Genomic DNA, 16,470 nt, shown 5'->3' with positions numbered 1-16,470 from the left:
CAACGTCTGGAACAGGGTGACGTTGTCACCGAAACTCAGTCTGCGCCAGAATGGCGTGCTGCAGGGGGGAGGTGTTCATCCCACGCGCTACAAAACCATGCAGCCAAACCGGCGCTTGCTCAAGCACCTGACGAGCGGCGGATTCGGTGTCAAATTCAGCAAAGACACAGGCCCCTGTACCAGTCAGGCGCGACGGCGCGTATTCTAACAGCCAGGAAAGCACCGCATCAACCTCGCGAAAACGTTTTCTTGCGATATCCTCGCAATCGTTGCTGAATTCACAATTTAATAACGTTTCTATTGACCGAACCGGGGTATTTCTTTTGAGGTCTGGATCTTTAAAGATGACCGGGGTCGGAATGCTCACGCCAGGGTGGGCCACCAGATACCATTTTTCCGGCGGTTCAACCGGGGAGAGGATCTCACCCACGCCCTCGGCAAAGGCCGCATGACCGCGAACAAATACCGGGACATCCGCGCCCAGCGTCAAGCCTAAGGCTGCCAGCTCGTCCTGCGACAGTCCGCAACCCCAGAGGTGGTTCAGGGCAACCAGCACCGTGGCGGCGTTAGAAGAGCCACCGCCCAGCCCGCCGCCCATTGGCAAACGTTTCTCAATGCGGATGTCAGCACCGCTCCCTGCCGGCAATCGTCCGGCGTCGGCCGCGGCTTTCATCAGCAGGCGCGCAGCGCGCACGATCAGGTTGTCTTCATGCGCTACGCCTTCGACCGGCGTCAGGAGGCAAATCTGCCCATCCTGGCGCAGTTCGATGGAGATCGTGTCGCCATAGTCAATAAACTGAAACAGCGTCTGCAGGGTGTGGTAGCCGTCAGCACGCTGGCCAGTAATATATAAAAACAGGTTCAGTTTTGCCGGAGAGGGCCAGTGGGTCATCATTTAACGATCCAGTTGTCCATTTTCAGCTTGATGCGCTGGCTGCCCTGGGTCAGTTCCATATTTGATGGCAGCGACGGTTTACTCTTACTGTCATAGTCGTTGTACACCACTTTCCAGGTTTTGCCGTTCTGGGTGTAGCTCATCTGGCTCAAATGGTATTGCTCGTCAAGCGTGTAGTCAGTTGCTTCACCCGGCAGGCCAAGGATCCACTGGCGCAGGCTGTTGAGCGGGATAGGCATCCCGGTCAGCTTGCCAATCATCTCTTCGGCGTCGGTTGCGGTGTAGTGCTGGCCTTTGTTATCGGTGATCTGCGCTTCGCCCGGTTTCGCGATAAGCTCCAGTTCGGTGCTGCCCAGTGGGTTCAGCAGCAGCAGGCGATAGTTGTCCTGGCCCGTCTGCTGCCAGAAGAAGCGCGCATAAACCTTTTGTTCGTCAGAGAGATAGGCGAAGGCGCCACGGGTCTGGTACTGGCTCAAATTACGGACGTCCTGCTGGTGCTGACGCCACTGCGGTGAATCAGGGCTTTTGCCCGGGCCTTTTGGTTGGGTGACGGTACATGCGGTCAGAACCAGTGCCGCCAGCGGCAGCAGGCGAATCAGTCGGGTCATAATGAGGACAAATCCTTGAGATACGTTGCAGTTATAACTGTTAATGCTAGCGTCGAAGGGGGCTACCGTCTACGTTCAAATTATCTCAAAGCGTGGCGTAAGCTATTACTCCGAAAGGGGGCAGTCTCTTTTATTGATCTCGCGCATCCTGTATGATGCGTTCTGCTAACCTTATTAACGCTGGTACTACTCCCGCTCAACATGACCCTATTAGCACTCGGCATCAACCACAAAACGGCCCCGGTTTCGCTGCGAGAACGCGTTACGTTTTCGCCGGATACGCTTGACCTGGCGCTGGACAGCCTGCTTGCACAGCCGATGGTGCAGGGTGGCGTGGTGCTCTCGACGTGCAACCGTACCGAGCTGTATTTAAGCGTGGAAGAGCAGGATAACCTGCATGAAGCGCTGATCCGCTGGTTATGCGACTACCACAATCTCAATGAAGACGAGCTGCGCAACAGCCTGTACTGGCATCAGGACAACGATGCCGTCAGCCATCTGATGCGCGTCGCCAGCGGGCTGGATTCGCTGGTACTGGGCGAGCCACAAATTCTGGGTCAGGTGAAAAAAGCGTTTGCGGATTCGCAAAAAGGGCACCTGAAGGCCAGCGAGCTGGAGCGCATGTTCCAGAAGTCTTTCTCCGTGGCGAAGCGTGTGCGAACCGAAACCGACATTGGTGCCAGTGCGGTTTCTGTTGCTTTCGCGGCCTGCACCCTTGCACGCCAAATCTTTGAATCCCTCTCAACCGTCACCGTGATGCTGGTGGGTGCGGGCGAAACCATCGAACTTGTGGCGCGCCATCTGCGCGAGCATAAAGTGAAAAAGATGATTATCGCTAACCGCACCCGCGAACGCGCGCAGGTGCTGGCGGATGAAGTGGGTGCAGAGGTGGTTGCCCTGAGCGACATCGATGAACGCCTGAAAGAGGCGGACATTATTATCAGCTCTACCGCCAGCCCGCTGCCGATCATCGGTAAAGGGATGGTTGAGCGTGCGCTGAAGTCCCGCCGTAATCAGCCGATGCTGCTGGTGGATATCGCCGTTCCGCGCGATGTGGAGCCAGAAGTAGGCAAGCTGCCTAACGCCTACCTTTACAGCGTGGATGACCTGCAAAGCATCATTTCGCACAACCTCGCTCAGCGTAAAGCGGCGGCGGTTCAGGCGGAAACCATTGTCGAGCAGGAAACCAGTGAGTTTATGGCCTGGCTGCGCGCGCAAAGCGTCAGCGAGACCATCCGCGAGTACCGCGGGCAGGCGGAGCAGGTGCGTGATGACCTGACTGCTAAAGCGTTAGCGGCCCTTGAACAGGGTGGCGACGCAAATGCGATTATGCAGGATCTGGCGTGGAAACTGACCAACCGCCTGATCCATGCACCAACCAAATCTCTTCAGCAGGCTGCCCGTGACGGGGATGATGAACGCCTGACTATTCTGCGCAACAGCCTCGGGCTGGAATAGCGCCCTATACCCATTTTCTAAGACAAGGTGCACTTACGCCTATGAAGCCTTCTATCGTCGCTAAACTGGAAGCTCTGCAAGAGCGCCATGAAGAAGTACAGGCGCTGCTCGGGGATGCCGGGACCATTGCGGACCAGGAACGTTTTCGCGCACTCTCACGTGAATACGCGCAGTTAAGTGATGTTTCTAAATGCTTTACCGACTGGCGACAGGTTCAGGAAGATATCGAAACCGCGCAGATGATGCTCGACGATCCTGAAATGCGCGAGATGGCGCAGGAAGAGTTACAGGATGCGAAAGCGCGTTCTGAAGAGATGGAGCAGCAGCTTCAGGTACTTCTGCTGCCGAAAGATCCGGACGATGAGCGTAACGCGTTTGTGGAAGTTCGCGCCGGTACCGGCGGTGACGAAGCGGCCCTGTTTGCCGGGGATCTGTTCCGCATGTACAGCCGCTACGCCGAATCGCGTCGCTGGCGCGTGGAGATCATGAGCGCCAACGAAGGCGAACATGGTGGCTACAAAGAGGTTATCGCTAAGATCAGCGGCGACGGTGTGTACGGTCGCCTTAAGTTTGAATCCGGCGGCCATCGCGTGCAGCGCGTGCCGGCCACCGAATCTCAGGGACGCATTCATACGTCAGCCTGTACGGTGGCGGTGATGCCGGAGCTGCCGGAAGCGGAACTGCCGGACATCAACCCGGCGGACCTGCGTATTGATACTTTCCGCTCCTCTGGCGCGGGTGGTCAGCACGTTAACACCACCGACTCCGCCATCCGTATTACCCACCTGCCAACCGGCATCGTCGTCGAATGTCAGGACGAGCGTTCGCAGCACAAAAACAAAGCCAAAGCGCTTTCCGTGCTAGGTGCACGTATTCACGCGGCAGAAATGGCGAAACGCCAGCAGGCGGAAGCATCTACGCGTCGTAACCTGCTGGGGAGCGGCGATCGCAGCGACCGTAACCGCACCTACAACTTCCCGCAGGGCCGCGTGACCGACCACCGCATCAACCTGACGCTGTACCGTCTGGACGAGGTGATGGAAGGGAAGCTGGATATGCTGATTGAGCCTATCGTGCAGGAATACCAGGCTGACCAGCTGGCGGCACTGTCCGAGCAGGAATAATGGATTTCCAGCGCTGGTTACGCCAGGCCACCGATGAGCTTTCAGAAAGTGAAAGCCCTAAGCGCGATGCCGAAATTTTGCTGCAGCACGTGACGGGCAAAGCCCGCACGTATCTGCTGGCCTTCGGCGAAACCGAACTGACCGCTGAGCAGGAAGTGCAACTCGCAGCGCTGCTCGCCCGCCGTAAAACCGGTGAGCCGGTGGCGCATCTGGTCGGCGAGCGCGAGTTCTGGTCGTTACCCTTGTTCGTCTCTGCAGCAACCCTGATCCCGCGTCCCGACACCGAGTGTCTGGTTGAGCAGGCGCTGGCGCGTTTGCCGGCGGCGGCCTGCAGCATTCTCGATCTCGGGACGGGAACAGGTGCTATCGCGTTGGCGCTCGCCACCGAGCGGCCCGACTGCGCGGTGACGGCGGTGGATGTGATGTCCGATGCGGTGGCGCTGGCGCAGCGTAACGTGGAACGTCTCGGGCTCAGCAACGTGACGGTGCTGCAAAGCAGCTGGTTTGCCGCGCTGGAGAATCGTTCATTTGCGATGATTGTCAGCAATCCTCCTTACATCGACGAACACGACCCGCACCTTGCGCAGGGTGATGTTCGCTTCGAACCGCTCACGGCGCTCGTGGCCGCCAACGCGGGATTAGCCGATCTTGATCACATTGTGACAACGTCACGGGAACATTTACTTTCCGGCGGCTGGCTGCTCGTGGAGCATGGCTGGACGCAAGGAGAAGCCGTGCGGGCACTGTTTACGCAAGCAGGTTATGCCGCTGTCGAAACCTGCCGCGACTACGGCGGCAACGAACGCCTGACGCTGGGGCAGTGGTCTTGAGATCCGGATATCTGCCATTTACTGATAAAGGCGTAAGGCTGACTGAAACGCAGTTTGGCGTTATCATCTACATCGTTTTGAGTTTTATCGCGCCTGAGCGTCATTGTACGCTCAGGCGTTACTGGGGTAAGTCATGAGGTCCTTAGCCGATTTCGAATTTAATAAAGTGCCGCTTTGCGATGGCATGATCCTGATTTCGGAGATGATCCGCGACGATTTTACGTCGCAGTATGTCTACGATGAGCTGGAAAGCCTGGTTAGCCTGGCGCGCGAAGAGATCAATCAGGCGCGTCCGCAGGACTGGCAGCTGGAGAAGCTGCTTGAGCTTTTCTACGGCGAATGGGGTTTCTGCGACACGCGTGGCGTGTACCGCCTGTCTGACGCATTATGGCTGGACCAGGTCTTAAAAAATCGTCAGGGTAGCGCGGTTGCGCTGGGCTCTATTTTGCTGTGGGTCGCGCACCGTCTGGATATTCCACTGGTGCCGGTCATTTTCCCGACGCAGATGATCCTGCGTGCAGAGTGGCTGGACGGTGAGATGTGGCTCATTAATCCGTTTAACGGCGACACGCTGGATGAGCATACGCTGGATGTCTGGTTGAAAGGCAATATCAGCCCGGTGGCCGAGCTCTTTAATGAAGATCTCGACGAAGCCGACAACGCAGAAGTCATCCGCAAGCTGCTGGATACGCTGAAATCCGCCCTGATGGAAGAGCGTCAGATGGAGCTGGCCTTACGTGCCAGCGAAGTGCTGCTGCAGTTTAATCCGGAAGATCCGTACGAAATTCGCGACCGTGGGCTGATTTATGCCCAGCTTGACTGCGAGCACGTGGCGCTGAACGACCTGAACTATTTCGTCGAGCAGTGTCCGGAAGATCCGATCAGCGAAATGATCCGCGCGCAGATCAACGCGATCTCGCACAAACAAATTACACTGCATTAATCTTAATTCCGATTCACACCTGAATAAGGCGATCCTATGAAACAAAAAGTGGTTAGCATTGGTGATATCAAGGTAGCAAACGACCTGCCGTTCGTGCTGTTTGGCGGTATGAACGTGCTGGAATCCCGCGATCTCGCCATGCGTATCTGCGAACACTACGTGACCGTGACCCAGAAGCTGGGCATTCCGTACGTGTTTAAAGCCTCTTTTGACAAAGCCAACCGCTCCTCCATTCACTCTTACCGTGGCCCGGGCCTGGAAGAGGGGATGAAAATCTTCCAGGAACTGAAACAGACGTTTGGCGTGAAAGTGATCACCGACGTGCATGAAGCCTCTCAGGCGCAGCCTGTGGCTGACGTGGTTGACGTGATTCAGCTCCCGGCGTTCCTGGCTCGCCAGACTGACCTGGTTGAAGCGATGGCGAAAACGGGCGCGGTGATCAACGTGAAAAAACCGCAGTTCGTGAGCCCAGGCCAGATGGGTAATATCGTCGATAAATTTATCGAAGGCGGCAACGACAAAATTATTCTGTGCGACCGTGGTGCTAACTTCGGTTACGACAACCTGGTTGTGGATATGCTCGGCTTCAGCGTGATGAAGAACGTCTCTAACCAGTCTCCGGTTATTTTCGACGTGACCCACGCGCTGCAGTGCCGCGACCCGTTTGGCGCTGCGTCTGGCGGCCGTCGTGCACAGGTGACTGAACTGGCGCGCGCCGGTATGGCGACCGGCCTGGCAGGCCTGTTCATTGAAGCGCACCCGGATCCGGACAACGCGAAATGCGACGGTCCATCCGCGCTGCCGCTGGACAAGCTGGAGCCGTTCCTGAAACAGATCAAAGCGATTGACGATCTGGTGAAGAACTTTGACGAGCTGGATACCAGCAAATAATAAAAAACCCGCTTCGGCGGGTTTTTTATTTGCCCGGCGGCGCTACGCTTGCGCGGGCCTACGGGTTTTGTAGACCGGGTAAGCGCAGCGCCACCCGGCAAAAAGGCTACGCAAATATCGTCATCAGATACGCAATAAACAAGGCCATATGCGCCGCGCCGTTCAGCACGTTGGTGCGTCCCGTGGAGAATGAAATCTGGCACAGCAGCAATGATGCCACCATCACGATCATTTCCGGCGCGCCCAGCGCAAACTGCAGTTCGTTGCCGGTCATAAAGGCAATCAGCGTCACCACCGGTACGGTGAGTGAAATCGTCGCCAGTACAGAGCCGAAAAACAGGTTCATTGCACGCTGCACCTGATTATTCAACACCGCTTTCAGCGCGCCGAGCCCTTCAGGCGAGAGAATCAGCAGCGCTACCAGGAAGCCGGTAAACGCCACAGGCGCGTTCAGCTCGGTTAACAGTGTCTCCAGCGGGTTAGCGTTCATCTTGGTGACGGCAATCACCGCAATCAGATGCACGATCAGCCAAACCGTATGCCACGTGCTGCTGTGGGCCGACGGTTTACCGTGGTGTGGGTCATCGTCGTCGCCATCGTCTTCATGCTCATACACAAACAGGCTCTGGTGCGTTTTAGTCTGTATCAACAGGAACACGCCGTACATGGCGGCGGAAATCAGTGCGACCAGCAGCGCCTGCCCAGTGGAGAAGTTCGCACCCGGCAGGGCCATCGGGAAGACCAGCACGATAATCGCCAGCGGGAAGAGTGCAATCAGATACTGTTTAATGCCAAACAGGTTCATATACTGGGTCGCGAATTTGCGTCCGCCCAGTAACAAAGAGAAGCCCACCAGGCCGCCCGTTACAATCATAATGATCGAGTAGAGCGTGTCGCGCATCAGCGTCGGCGCGGCATCACCGGTCGCCATAAGCGCGGAAATCAGGCTGACTTCGAGAATAACAACGGAAAGGCTGAGAATTAACGATCCGTACGGCTCGCCCAGACGGTGGGCTAACACGTCCGCATGGCGAACGACGCTAAATGCGCTGGTTAAAATGCCGACCAGAGCCAGAATATTGATACCAACCACCACTGGCAGTGACTGACTGCTTCCCCAGAAGAGCAGCACAGCCAGTGCCAGAACCGGGAAAATGAGTGACGACTCCTTGTGGCGGGTCTTTACCGCCTCGTGTGTTGCTGTCATGTGCTTCTCCATCAATGCAGGTGCTTGTAATTATAGATAGATTTTAGAGGTCGTTAAACTAACAGATCTCTGTTAAATACCCTTTATATTTTACTTAATTTTACCCTTTGTCATCATTTCTCTGTTTGAGTCTTATAATGAGATATTTTCATTTAATACACCTTAAATAACAGTGAATTATAATTCATATACATTCATAAATTAATGCCGGGTGGCACCCTGACGTATCGTCGTCCACACTTATCTCTTTAACCAAAAGAGAGGTTAGTGATGCCCTATAAAACGAAACGCGAATTACCTGATAACGTACAAAACGTGCTGCCCGCTCACGCGCAGGATATCTACAAAGAGGCGTTTAACAGCGCCTGGGATCAGTACAAAGATAAGGACGATCGCCGGGATGATGCCAGCCGTGAAGAGACGGCGCACAAAGTCGCCTGGGCCGCAGTAAAACATGAATATGAGAAAGGGGACGATGATAAATGGCATAAAAAGAAATAGCCGTGAAATTATTCGCTGCCTTCATTTTGACTTTTCAGGCGGTTGAACTTTCGTTGTATTGCAACTGGTCCGCTAATTGCTTATCGTTATTTAACTGCTGGCAAAATGACCAGCACATAATGCCGGGAAGGCGAATTACAGATGTCGCAAGGAAGCACGCAGTGGCGGAGGTGGAAAGTGTTAACGCGTGATTTCTTAATGAAGGCAGATTGTAAAACGGCATTTGGTGCTATTGAGGAATCGCTTCTCTGGTCGGCTGAACAACGTGCGGCGTCACTCGCTGCCACGCTTGCCTGCCGCCCGGACGACGGCCCGGTATGGATTTTTGGCTACGGTTCACTGATGTGGAACCCGGCTCTGGAATTTGTTGAATCGGCAACGGGAACGCTGCCTGGCTGGCATCGGGCATTTTGCCTGCGCCTGACGGCCGGGCGCGGCAGCGCGTGCCAGCCGGGACGGATGCTTGCACTGAAAGAGGGCGGACGCACCACGGGCGTGGCGTATCGCCTACCGGACGCCACGCTGGAAGAGGAGCTCACGCTGCTCTGGAAGCGTGAAATGATCACCGGCTGCTATATGCCGAGCTGGTGCAAGCTGGAACTGGACGACGGCCGCACCGTCAATGCGCTGGTCTTTATTATGGACCCGCGCCATCCGCTGTATGAAGCGGACACCCGCACGCAGGTGATTGCCCCGTTAATTGCCGCCGCCAGCGGGCCGCTCGGCACCAACGCGCAGTATCTCTTCTCCCTCGATCAGGAGCTGACCCGCCTCGGCATGAAGGACGATTGTCTGAATGAGCTGGTGGTGAAAGTGAAGGCGCTGCTGGAAGGGAACCCGCTCAACGGTACGCTGCGACCGGGTTTTGCCTGATAATACGCCCGGCGAGCCGGGCGTTTGACTTTATGCTGCCACGTAGCTGACTGAATGCTCCAGCGACTGACTGTGGCTGTCGATCAGCACATCCCACGTGCCGGTATACGGCACGGTAAGCCAGGCTTTATCGTCCTGTACGGTCAGAATATCCGCCTGGGACTGTTTTTGCGCTTTCGAACTCATCAGATGAATACGACAGCGTTCTGAGCAACGCACCACTACCGTATCCCCGCCAAACAGTTTCAAACTTGTTTTTACCAGTGCCATTTTTTACCCCGTAGTCTTAAACAACGCTCTCCCTGCTGCCATATCCGAGCGTGATGTTGTTCACAATTCACTCATGGCATAACACCAAAGGGGGAGGGATGGGATGCTGATTTTGATCAAAAAATGGCATAACGATTAAACAAAAATGACAAAATTCCTCAAAATTTCCGCTGGCGCGCGTTTTCCCCGCTAAACGCGCGCCGGTAGAACATTAAATGCGGAAATGGCCGGCGGTTTCAGCAAGGTCGCCCGCCTGGCTCTGCAGGGCGCCCGCGGCGGCGGCGGATTCCACCACCAGCTCGGCGTTCTGCTGCACCATGCGGTCAAGATGGGTCACCGCGTGGTTGATCTCGTGAATGCCTTTCATCTGCTCGCTGGTGGCGATGGAGATTTCGCGCATGATGCCGGAGACGCTGCCGATGCTGGAGCGGATCTCATCCATGCTTTCCCCTGCCAGATGCACGTAGCGGGACCCGGTTGCCACGCTGTCGGTGGTGGAATCAATCAGCGATTTGATCTCTTTCGCCGCCTGGGCGCTACGGCTCGCCAGGTTACGCACTTCGCCTGCCACCACGGCAAACCCGCGACCCTGCTCACCGGCTCGGGCCGCCTCTACTGAGGCGTTCAGCGCCAGAATGTTGGTCTGGAAAGCAATACCGTCAATCACGCTGGTGATATCGCCAATTTTTGCCGACGCGACTTCAATGGACTGCATGGTGCTGATCGCCTGCGATACCACCTCGCCACCGCGTGCAGCGGCCGCGGAGGCCTTGCTCGCCTGGTCGTTCGCTTCGGCTGCCGATTCATTCGACTGCGTCACGGAGGCGGTGATCTGCTCCACGGCGCTTGCCGTTTCGCGCAGGCTGGACGCCGCCTGCTCGGTACGCCCTGAGAGATCCTGGTTACCTGCGGCAATCTCCTGCGCGGCATTTTTCACCGATTCACTGGCATCGCGAAGCTGTACCATCACCACCGAGAGCTTATCGCTGAAGGCGTTAAAGGCCTGAGCAATCTGCGCGACTTCGTCCTCGCCGTTGTCCGGCAGACGCTGTGACAGATCGTTGGTCCCGTTGGCAATGTTGTGCATCGCGTCGCGAATGTCAGACAGACGCTTCAGCAGGCGGGCAATCAGGAAATGGACGATGGCCGCGCTCAGCAGCGCCAGGATCACCAGCGAAATCCCCGACGCTTTAAGCAGGGAACGCATACCGGAGGAGGCGTCACCGCTGTCGAGGGCGACGACCAGCAGCCAGTTCGTGCCCGGCACGGCTGTCGCCACGAAGGTTTTCTCTACGTCGTTCAGCGTTCCGTTAACCGGATTACCGCTTTTCAGCGCAGCAAAATCGATACCTTTGATGGTTTCAGCAAACGGTTTAAGCGTTAAAGCCGGATCGTTAGCCGCAATAACGCTGCCATCGCTGTTCAGAAGCAACCCGCTGCTGGCCGGGGTAGGATGGATCCCGCGCACGTTTGCCACCACGCTGTCCATGGCCACATCGCCCGCCACAACCCCTTTCAGGGTGCCATTTTCTTTCACCGGCACGGCGAAGGTCACCACCAGCTTACCGGTTCCGGCGTCAACGTAGGGCGCAGTGACAACCGGGCCATCCGTGCTGACCACCTGCTGATACCAGGGGCGAATGGTCGGGTCATAATCCGCCGGGACACCCGCAGGCTCGGAGAATTTTGCCGTTTTGCTGGCGTAGCCAACATAGACGTTGGTGAATCCACCCGCCTGGGCAAGCTGTTTAAACACCGGAACCGGATCGTCACTCAGCGCAACGGTCTGCGCGGAGGCGATGACGGTCATCTTGCTTTTTACCCAGTCGGCAATCGCCATGTTATGGCTGGCGCTGGTGCTGGTCAGGATATCGCGCTGGGACTGCTGGTTATCCTGGCGTGTGACCTGGAAGTTGATAACGGTATTCAGGAGAAGGGCGACGACCAGACAGCCTGCCGTCGCGACGATGATGCGTGCACGAATGGATCTGAACATAAGTGAAATACCTGCTGTGTTGTTTCCATGCCTATCGGCAACCGTGCAGGTAAACTTGATGCTGAAACCGCGTCCATAAGAAAATAATATTTTTACGGGTTTATTATGAAAAAGCTAATACTTTATCGGCGGTCAGCGTCCACTCGGCCAGCTCAACCAGCGTACCAATTTCTACACCCTCAATCAGCGGCAGACCAGTAATGCCGCGTCCGTCGGTGCAGGTCTTGCACAGCTTAACCGGCACGTTTTGCGCGGTCAGGATCTCCAGCATCTGCTGAATGTTATAGCCCTCTGCGGGTTTCTGCCCCTTCAGCCCGGCGGTGACCGCGTCCGACATTAAAAAGAGGCGTAACGCCAGGTCGCTCTCTTTTTCACGCAGCGCAATGGCCAGACGCAGGCTGTTAAAAAGGGATTCGCTACCGTAGGCCGCACCGCTGGCGACGATCACAATCTTTTGCATGTTGACTCCTGTTCTTATAAAGGCACGAATATTGCTTAACTATCCCGAGTTTCGCTGTTCTGGAGAGTAAGCATGACATTAATGGCTGGCATTTCGCCAGGTGCTGCCGAATGGCTCCAGCGCGCAAAGATGATGCGTCGGGAGCAGCTCAGCAAGCTGGCACAGCTGGGCGTGCTTGTGCATGGCATTAGTCAGCTGGTGCACATGTTACAGTGCGAGCGCGGGGCGTCCAACGTCTGGCTCTGCTCACAGGGTAAGCTTTACGCCCCGGAATGCAAAGCCAGCCGGGCGCTGGTGGATGAAAACCTCGCTGCACTTTACGGCATTCTTGAAGCACAGTCTCCGATCCCGGGAAGTACCGTTTGTGAACGCATCGGCGGGGCGTTGCTAAGCCTGGAAATGCTCCCCGCGCTGCGTGATGGTGTCATTCAGCAAACGGTAACCGCACCGCAGGCGATGGAGCACTACTCCCGCATGCTTCGTCATCTGCTCAGTATCGTGCCGCAGCTCAATGACAGCATTGACGATCCGCAAATCGCCGGGCGTTTTGTCGCTCTTTATAGCCTGATGCAGGGCAAAGAGCTGGCGGGACAGGAGCGGGCGCTGGGGGCAATTGGCTTCACGCAGGGCTTTTTCGATGATGTGACCCGCCAGAGGCTGGTTGACCGCATCGACGGCCAGCAGGCCTGCTTTGAGATCTTTCTCTCGCACAGCTCCGCTGACGCTCAGACCGCCTTTTCCCTGAACTGCCAGCCCGACCGTGAAACGGAGCAGCTGCGACGCGTGGCCTGTACCCGCCAGCCTGCCGCAGACGATGGCCATACTGCGCTGAGCTGGTTTGCCCTGCAAACCGCGCGCCTTGAACATCTGCGCGCGCTGGAGGAGACGATCATTGCCGATCTGATAGTCGCGGTGGACGATCGCATTTACCGTGACGACGAGTACGCGCCTCCCGCCGATGAGCATGACGAGCCGCCTGTTCACTACCCGGAAAAACCGTTGCTCACCCTGGTGCGCCAGCAGGCGCGCGAGATAGAGCAGCTCTCGCGCCAGCTCGCGTCGCTGCGCGATACGCTTGAAGAGCGCAAAATCATTGATAAAGCGAAAAGCGTGCTGATGACCCACCAGAATATGAGTGAGGAGCAGGCCTGGACGGCACTGCGCAAAATGGCGATGGACAAGAACCAGAGAATGGTAGATATCGCCCGCGCGCTGCTCATGGTAAAGAATCTTTGGCAGGTAACCCCAAAGGAGTAGTTGCACAATCAGCGGGCATGTTGTGCCTGATTGAGGTGCGTGAAGGCGAAAGCATTGTTGTTAGCACCGCGAAAACAGCGTGTTAAAACCTGGCATTCGCTTTGCATTATCAGATTAACCATTTTTGACGGTGCGCCAACGGCGGTGCATTAGTCTTCGGGATAAAGGCGTCCAGCAGTGCTTCTGCACTGTCGGGCGCTTTTTTTTGTCTTTTTTTCAGGAGTGGTCATGGCGGATTTGTCGAGACGACGGTTTTTGCAGGCCAGCATGCTGGCGAGTGGCGCAATGCTGTTACCGGGTGTCATGCAGGCCGCATGGGCGGCAGGCTCGGATAAGCCGGAGCAGGAAACGGTGCGCATCGGGTTTATCCCGCTAACCGACTGCGCGCCCGTGGTTATCGCGGCGCTGAAGGGGTTTGATAAAAAATACGGCATCACCATCGTGCCCACTAAAGAGGCGAGCTGGGCGGCGGTGCGCGATAAGCTGGTGGCGGGCGAGCTGGATGCCGCACACATTCTCTACGGTCTGCTGTACGGGCTGGAGCTGGGTATCGCCGGTAAGCCGCAGCAGATGGCGAACCTGATGACCCTTAACCAGAACGGCCAGGCGATTACCCTCTCAGGCGACCTGGCGGAGAAGGGGGTTCGCGACCTCGATGGGCTGAAAAAGCTAATTGGGCAGCAGGTGCCCGGCACGTACACCTTCGCGCACACCTTCCCGACGGGCACACACGCCATGTGGCTTTACTACTGGCTGGCCAGCGCGGGCATTAACCCGTTCGACGATGTTCGCACCGTGGTGGTACCGCCGCCGCAGATGGTGATGAACATGCGCATTGGCAACATGGTCGGCTTTTGCGTCGGCGAGCCGTGGAACGCGCGCGCCATCAACGACCGCATCGGTTTTACCGCCGCAACCTCGCAATCCATCTGGGCCGATCATCCGGAAAAAATCCTCGGTACGCGTCGTGAGTGGGTAGAGAAAAACCCTCACACCGCACGGGCGCTGGTCAGCGCGGTGCTGGAGGCGGCGCGCTGGATTGATGCTTCCCCGGAAAACAAACGCGAGACCGCGCAGATCCTCTCCCGCCGTGCGTGGCTGAATACCAAAGAGCAGTACCTCACCGGGCGGATGCTGGGCGAGTACGACAACGGTCTGGGCACGCGCTGGCAGGACGCCCACCCGATCCGCTTCTTTAACGAAGGGGCCGTCAGCTATCCGTATCTTTCCGACGGCATGTGGTTCTTAACCCAGTTCCGCCGCTGGGGCTTGCTTAAATCAGCGCCGGACTACGCGGGCATTGCACAGCGCATTAACCAGACGGCGGTCTGGCAGGATGCCGCCACGGCGGTGGGGGGCATTACCGCACCGGCGTCACCGCTGCGCAGCAGCACATTGATGGACGGCACCGTCTGGAACGGTACCGACCCGGAAGGATACGCCAACCGTTTCGCCATTCATCGTAAAGGGGCCTGATTATGCAGCATCTGCAAAAGACGAAATCACACGAGACGCCGGAGAGTGGGGAGGTGATTATTCTGCCTCCGGTAGAGATTCGCCGCCGTACGCCGACGTTCGCGCGCCGGATTAACGGGATCCTTCAGCGCATCATTCCAGCGTTTCTGGGGCTGGGGCTGCTGGTCGTGCTCTGGCAGCTGGCAGCGATCAACAGTAAAGGATTCCCGACGCCGCTCAGCACCCTGGATTCGGCATTAACGTTGTTTGCCGATCCGTTTTACCGTGACGGACCCAACGACATGGGGATCGGCTGGAACGTGCTCGCCTCACTGCAGCGCGTGGCGGTGGGTTTTGGTCTGGCCGCACTCGCCGGGATCCCGCTTGGCTTCCTGATCGGTCGCTTCACCTTTTTCTCGCGCATGTTCAGCCCGCTCATCGCGCTGTTGCGTCCGGTCAGCCCGCTGGCCTGGCTGCCTATCGGCCTTCTGCTATTCCAGAAAGCGGAACCGGCCTCCAGCTGGACCATTTTTATCTGCTCAATCTGGCCGATGGTGATCAACACCGCCGAAGGGGTACGCCGCATTCCGCAGGACTACCTTAACGTCGCGCGCGTGCTGCAGCTCTCTGAGTGGACCATCATGCGCCGCATTCTCTTTCCGGCCGTGCTGCCGGCGGTGCTGACCGGGGTGCGTCTGTCCATCGGCATTGCCTGGCTGGTGATTGTCGCCGCCGAGATGCTGACCGGAGGTTTAGGGATTGGCTTCTGGATCTGGAATGAGTGGAACAACCTCAACGTCGAAAACATTCTCATCGCCATCGTCATCATTGGCGTGGTCGGATTACTGCTGGAGCAGGGGCTGATGCTGATCGCCCGCCGCTTTAGCTGGCAGGAAAAATAAGGAGCGAAGATGAAACCAATAATTCAGGTCCAGGCCGTGAGCCAGCGTTTTTCCACCGCCAGCGGTGAGTTTCTGGCGCTGCAGAACGTCTCTTTTGATATTCACGAAGGCGAAACCGTGAGCCTGATTGGCCACTCCGGCTGCGGCAAATCGACGCTGCTGAACCTTATCGCCGGCATTACTCTGCCGACGGAAGGCGGGCTGATTTGCGACAACCGGGAAATTGCCGGGCCAGGGCCGGAGCGTGCCGTGGTCTTTCAGAATCATTCGCTGCTGCCGTGGCTCACCTGCTTCGACAACGTTGCTCTGGCGGTGAATCACGTGTTTCGTCACACCATGAGCAAGGCGGAGCGCCGGGAGTGGATTGAACACAATCTCGATCGCGTGCAGATGGGGCACGCCATGCATAAGCGCCCGGGAGAGATCTCCGGCGGCATGAAACAGCGCGTCGGGATTGCCCGCGCGCTGGCGATGAAGCCGAAAGTGCTGCTGATGGATGAGCCGTTCGGCGCGCTGGATGCGCTGACGCGCGCCCATCTGCAGGACTCGGTGATGCAGATCCAGCAGGCGCTCAACACCACCATTGTGCTTATCACCCACGACGTGGACGAGGCGGTACTGCTCTCCGATCGCGTGCTGATGATGACCAACGGCCCGGCGGCGACCGTTGGGGAGATCCTGAACGTTGACCTGCCGCGCCCGCGTAACCGGGTGCAGCTGGCGGACGACAGCCGCTATCACCATCTGCGCCAGCAGATCCTGCATTTCCTCTATGAAAAACAGCCCAAAGCGGCGTAGCG

Annotated in this window: 17 protein-coding genes and 1 pseudogene; 12 read left to right on the top strand and 6 right to left on the bottom strand. The window is 57.2% G+C overall.

Going from position 1 to position 16,470, the window contains the following annotated elements; all coding sequences use genetic code 11:
- Positions 1 to 25: 25 nt before the first annotated feature.
- On the bottom strand, positions 26 to 895 hold the full coding sequence (gene ispE, locus E3U32_RS22550; RefSeq protein WP_134350587.1) for a 4-(cytidine 5'-diphospho)-2-C-methyl-D-erythritol kinase: 870 nt from the start codon (positions 893 to 895) through the stop codon (positions 26 to 28).
- Positions 892 to 1,503, bottom strand: a complete 612-nt coding sequence (gene lolB, locus E3U32_RS22545) for a lipoprotein insertase outer membrane protein LolB (RefSeq protein ID WP_134350586.1) — start codon at positions 1,501 to 1,503, stop codon at positions 892 to 894. The genes ispE and lolB overlap by 4 nt, the downstream gene beginning before the upstream one ends.
- Positions 1,504 to 1,704: 201 nt before the next feature.
- On the opposite strand from lolB, the gene hemA reads away from it, so the two are divergent.
- From hemA to kdsA, 6 genes and pseudogenes are all read left to right on the top strand, one after another.
- Positions 1,705 to 2,961, top strand: coding sequence for a glutamyl-tRNA reductase (gene hemA / locus E3U32_RS22540; protein WP_023335999.1), 1,257 nt, complete (start codon positions 1,705 to 1,707; stop codon positions 2,959 to 2,961).
- A 41-nt stretch (positions 2,962 to 3,002) separates the two neighbouring features.
- Positions 3,003 to 4,085, top strand: a complete 1,083-nt coding sequence (gene prfA / locus E3U32_RS22535) for a peptide chain release factor 1 (protein ID WP_134350585.1) — start codon at positions 3,003 to 3,005, stop codon at positions 4,083 to 4,085.
- Positions 4,085 to 4,915 carry a peptide chain release factor N(5)-glutamine methyltransferase gene (prmC, locus tag E3U32_RS22530; RefSeq protein ID WP_134350584.1) on the top strand — a complete coding sequence of 277 codons (831 nt, stop codon included), beginning with the start codon at positions 4,085 to 4,087 and terminating at the stop codon, positions 4,913 to 4,915. The genes prfA and prmC overlap by 1 nt, the downstream gene beginning before the upstream one ends.
- Positions 4,915 to 5,007: pseudogene (locus tag E3U32_RS23860) on the top strand (siroheme synthase); the annotation flags it as partial. The gene prmC and the pseudogene E3U32_RS23860, both read left to right, overlap by 1 nt.
- Before the next feature lie 41 nt (positions 5,008 to 5,048).
- Positions 5,049 to 5,858: an invasion regulator SirB1 gene (gene sirB1 / locus E3U32_RS22520; RefSeq protein WP_047348217.1), complete on the top strand. Its 810-nt coding sequence runs from the start codon at positions 5,049 to 5,051 to the stop codon at positions 5,856 to 5,858.
- 36 nt (positions 5,859 to 5,894) lie between these two features.
- Positions 5,895 to 6,749, top strand: a complete 855-nt coding sequence (gene kdsA / locus E3U32_RS22515; protein ID WP_134350583.1) for a 3-deoxy-8-phosphooctulonate synthase — start codon at positions 5,895 to 5,897, stop codon at positions 6,747 to 6,749.
- 106 nt (positions 6,750 to 6,855) lie between these two features.
- Here the strand turns inward: kdsA and chaA are convergent, their stop codons facing one another.
- Positions 6,856 to 7,956 (bottom strand): sodium-potassium/proton antiporter ChaA, encoded by a 1,101-nt coding sequence (chaA, locus tag E3U32_RS22510; protein WP_134350582.1) that lies wholly within the window; start codon positions 7,954 to 7,956, stop codon positions 6,856 to 6,858.
- Between the two features lie 270 nt (positions 7,957 to 8,226).
- On the opposite strand from chaA, the gene chaB reads away from it, so the two are divergent.
- Both chaB and E3U32_RS22500 read left to right on the top strand, forming a co-directional pair.
- Positions 8,227 to 8,457, top strand: a complete 231-nt coding sequence (chaB, locus tag E3U32_RS22505) for a putative cation transport regulator ChaB (protein WP_008499518.1) — start codon at positions 8,227 to 8,229, stop codon at positions 8,455 to 8,457.
- 177 nt (positions 8,458 to 8,634) lie between these two features.
- Entirely contained in the window at positions 8,635 to 9,330 is a 696-nt protein-coding gene (locus E3U32_RS22500) for a gamma-glutamylcyclotransferase (RefSeq protein WP_023344362.1), read from the top strand.
- 30 nt (positions 9,331 to 9,360) lie between these two features.
- On the opposite strand, the gene E3U32_RS22495 is transcribed toward E3U32_RS22500, so the two are convergent.
- The 3 genes from E3U32_RS22495 to E3U32_RS22485 form a co-directional block, all read right to left on the bottom strand.
- On the bottom strand, positions 9,361 to 9,600 hold the full coding sequence (locus E3U32_RS22495) for a DUF1883 domain-containing protein (protein WP_010432930.1): 240 nt from the start codon (positions 9,598 to 9,600) through the stop codon (positions 9,361 to 9,363).
- A 211-nt stretch (positions 9,601 to 9,811) separates the two neighbouring features.
- A complete protein-coding gene (locus E3U32_RS22490) occupies positions 9,812 to 11,596 on the bottom strand; it encodes a methyl-accepting chemotaxis protein (RefSeq protein WP_134350581.1) in 1,785 nt (594 codons plus the stop codon).
- 103 nt (positions 11,597 to 11,699) lie between these two features.
- Positions 11,700 to 12,056 (bottom strand): DsrE/DsrF/TusD sulfur relay family protein, encoded by a 357-nt coding sequence (locus E3U32_RS22485; protein WP_134350580.1) that lies wholly within the window; start codon positions 12,054 to 12,056, stop codon positions 11,700 to 11,702.
- A gap of 72 nt (positions 12,057 to 12,128) precedes the next feature.
- Between E3U32_RS22485 and nasR the strand changes: the two genes are divergently transcribed.
- The 4 genes from nasR (at position 12,129) to E3U32_RS22460 (ending at position 16,468) form a co-directional block, all read left to right on the top strand.
- Positions 12,129 to 13,313, top strand: a complete 1,185-nt coding sequence (gene nasR, locus E3U32_RS22480) for a nitrate regulatory protein NasR (protein WP_134350579.1) — start codon at positions 12,129 to 12,131, stop codon at positions 13,311 to 13,313.
- A 228-nt stretch (positions 13,314 to 13,541) separates the two neighbouring features.
- Positions 13,542 to 14,789 carry a CmpA/NrtA family ABC transporter substrate-binding protein gene (locus E3U32_RS22470; protein WP_134350578.1) on the top strand — a complete coding sequence of 416 codons (1,248 nt, stop codon included), beginning with the start codon at positions 13,542 to 13,544 and terminating at the stop codon, positions 14,787 to 14,789.
- Positions 14,790 to 14,791: 2 nt separating this feature from the next.
- Complete coding sequence (ntrB, locus tag E3U32_RS22465; protein WP_134350577.1) at positions 14,792 to 15,670, top strand: nitrate ABC transporter permease; 879 nt, start codon at positions 14,792 to 14,794, stop codon at positions 15,668 to 15,670.
- 9 nt (positions 15,671 to 15,679) lie between these two features.
- Positions 15,680 to 16,468 (top strand): ABC transporter ATP-binding protein, encoded by a 789-nt coding sequence (locus E3U32_RS22460; RefSeq protein ID WP_047348225.1) that lies wholly within the window; start codon positions 15,680 to 15,682, stop codon positions 16,466 to 16,468.
- Positions 16,469 to 16,470: the final 2 nt, after the last annotated feature.

The organism is Lelliottia nimipressuralis, assembly GCF_004402045.1.
GTDB classification, from domain to species: domain Bacteria; phylum Pseudomonadota; class Gammaproteobacteria; order Enterobacterales; family Enterobacteriaceae; genus Enterobacter; species Enterobacter chinensis.
Note: the sequence above shows the minus strand (reverse complement) of the source record. Positions and strands in the feature narration are given on the sequence as shown.

What these genes read in the sequence shown, in the direction of transcription:
- ispE (WP_134350587.1), bottom strand. Translation starts at nt 895, where the DNA reads ATGATGACCCACTGGCCCTCTCCGGCAAAACTGAACCTGTTTTTATAT.
- lolB (WP_134350586.1), bottom strand. Translation starts at nt 1,503, where the DNA reads ATGACCCGACTGATTCGCCTGCTGCCGCTGGCGGCACTGGTTCTGACC.
- hemA (WP_023335999.1), top strand. Translation starts at nt 1,705, where the DNA reads ATGACCCTATTAGCACTCGGCATCAACCACAAAACGGCCCCGGTTTCG.
- prfA (WP_134350585.1), top strand. Translation starts at nt 3,003, where the DNA reads ATGAAGCCTTCTATCGTCGCTAAACTGGAAGCTCTGCAAGAGCGCCAT.
- prmC (WP_134350584.1), top strand. Translation starts at nt 4,085, where the DNA reads ATGGATTTCCAGCGCTGGTTACGCCAGGCCACCGATGAGCTTTCAGAA.
- sirB1 (WP_047348217.1), top strand. Translation starts at nt 5,049, where the DNA reads ATGAGGTCCTTAGCCGATTTCGAATTTAATAAAGTGCCGCTTTGCGAT.
- kdsA (WP_134350583.1), top strand. Translation starts at nt 5,895, where the DNA reads ATGAAACAAAAAGTGGTTAGCATTGGTGATATCAAGGTAGCAAACGAC.
- chaA (WP_134350582.1), bottom strand. Translation starts at nt 7,956, where the DNA reads ATGACAGCAACACACGAGGCGGTAAAGACCCGCCACAAGGAGTCGTCA.
- chaB (WP_008499518.1), top strand. Translation starts at nt 8,227, where the DNA reads ATGCCCTATAAAACGAAACGCGAATTACCTGATAACGTACAAAACGTG.
- E3U32_RS22495 (WP_010432930.1), bottom strand. Translation starts at nt 9,600, where the DNA reads ATGGCACTGGTAAAAACAAGTTTGAAACTGTTTGGCGGGGATACGGTA.
- E3U32_RS22490 (WP_134350581.1), bottom strand. Translation starts at nt 11,596, where the DNA reads ATGTTCAGATCCATTCGTGCACGCATCATCGTCGCGACGGCAGGCTGT.
- E3U32_RS22485 (WP_134350580.1), bottom strand. Translation starts at nt 12,056, where the DNA reads ATGCAAAAGATTGTGATCGTCGCCAGCGGTGCGGCCTACGGTAGCGAA.
- nasR (WP_134350579.1), top strand. Translation starts at nt 12,129, where the DNA reads ATGACATTAATGGCTGGCATTTCGCCAGGTGCTGCCGAATGGCTCCAG.
- E3U32_RS22470 (WP_134350578.1), top strand. Translation starts at nt 13,542, where the DNA reads ATGGCGGATTTGTCGAGACGACGGTTTTTGCAGGCCAGCATGCTGGCG.
- ntrB (WP_134350577.1), top strand. Translation starts at nt 14,792, where the DNA reads ATGCAGCATCTGCAAAAGACGAAATCACACGAGACGCCGGAGAGTGGG.
- E3U32_RS22460 (WP_047348225.1), top strand. Translation starts at nt 15,680, where the DNA reads ATGAAACCAATAATTCAGGTCCAGGCCGTGAGCCAGCGTTTTTCCACC.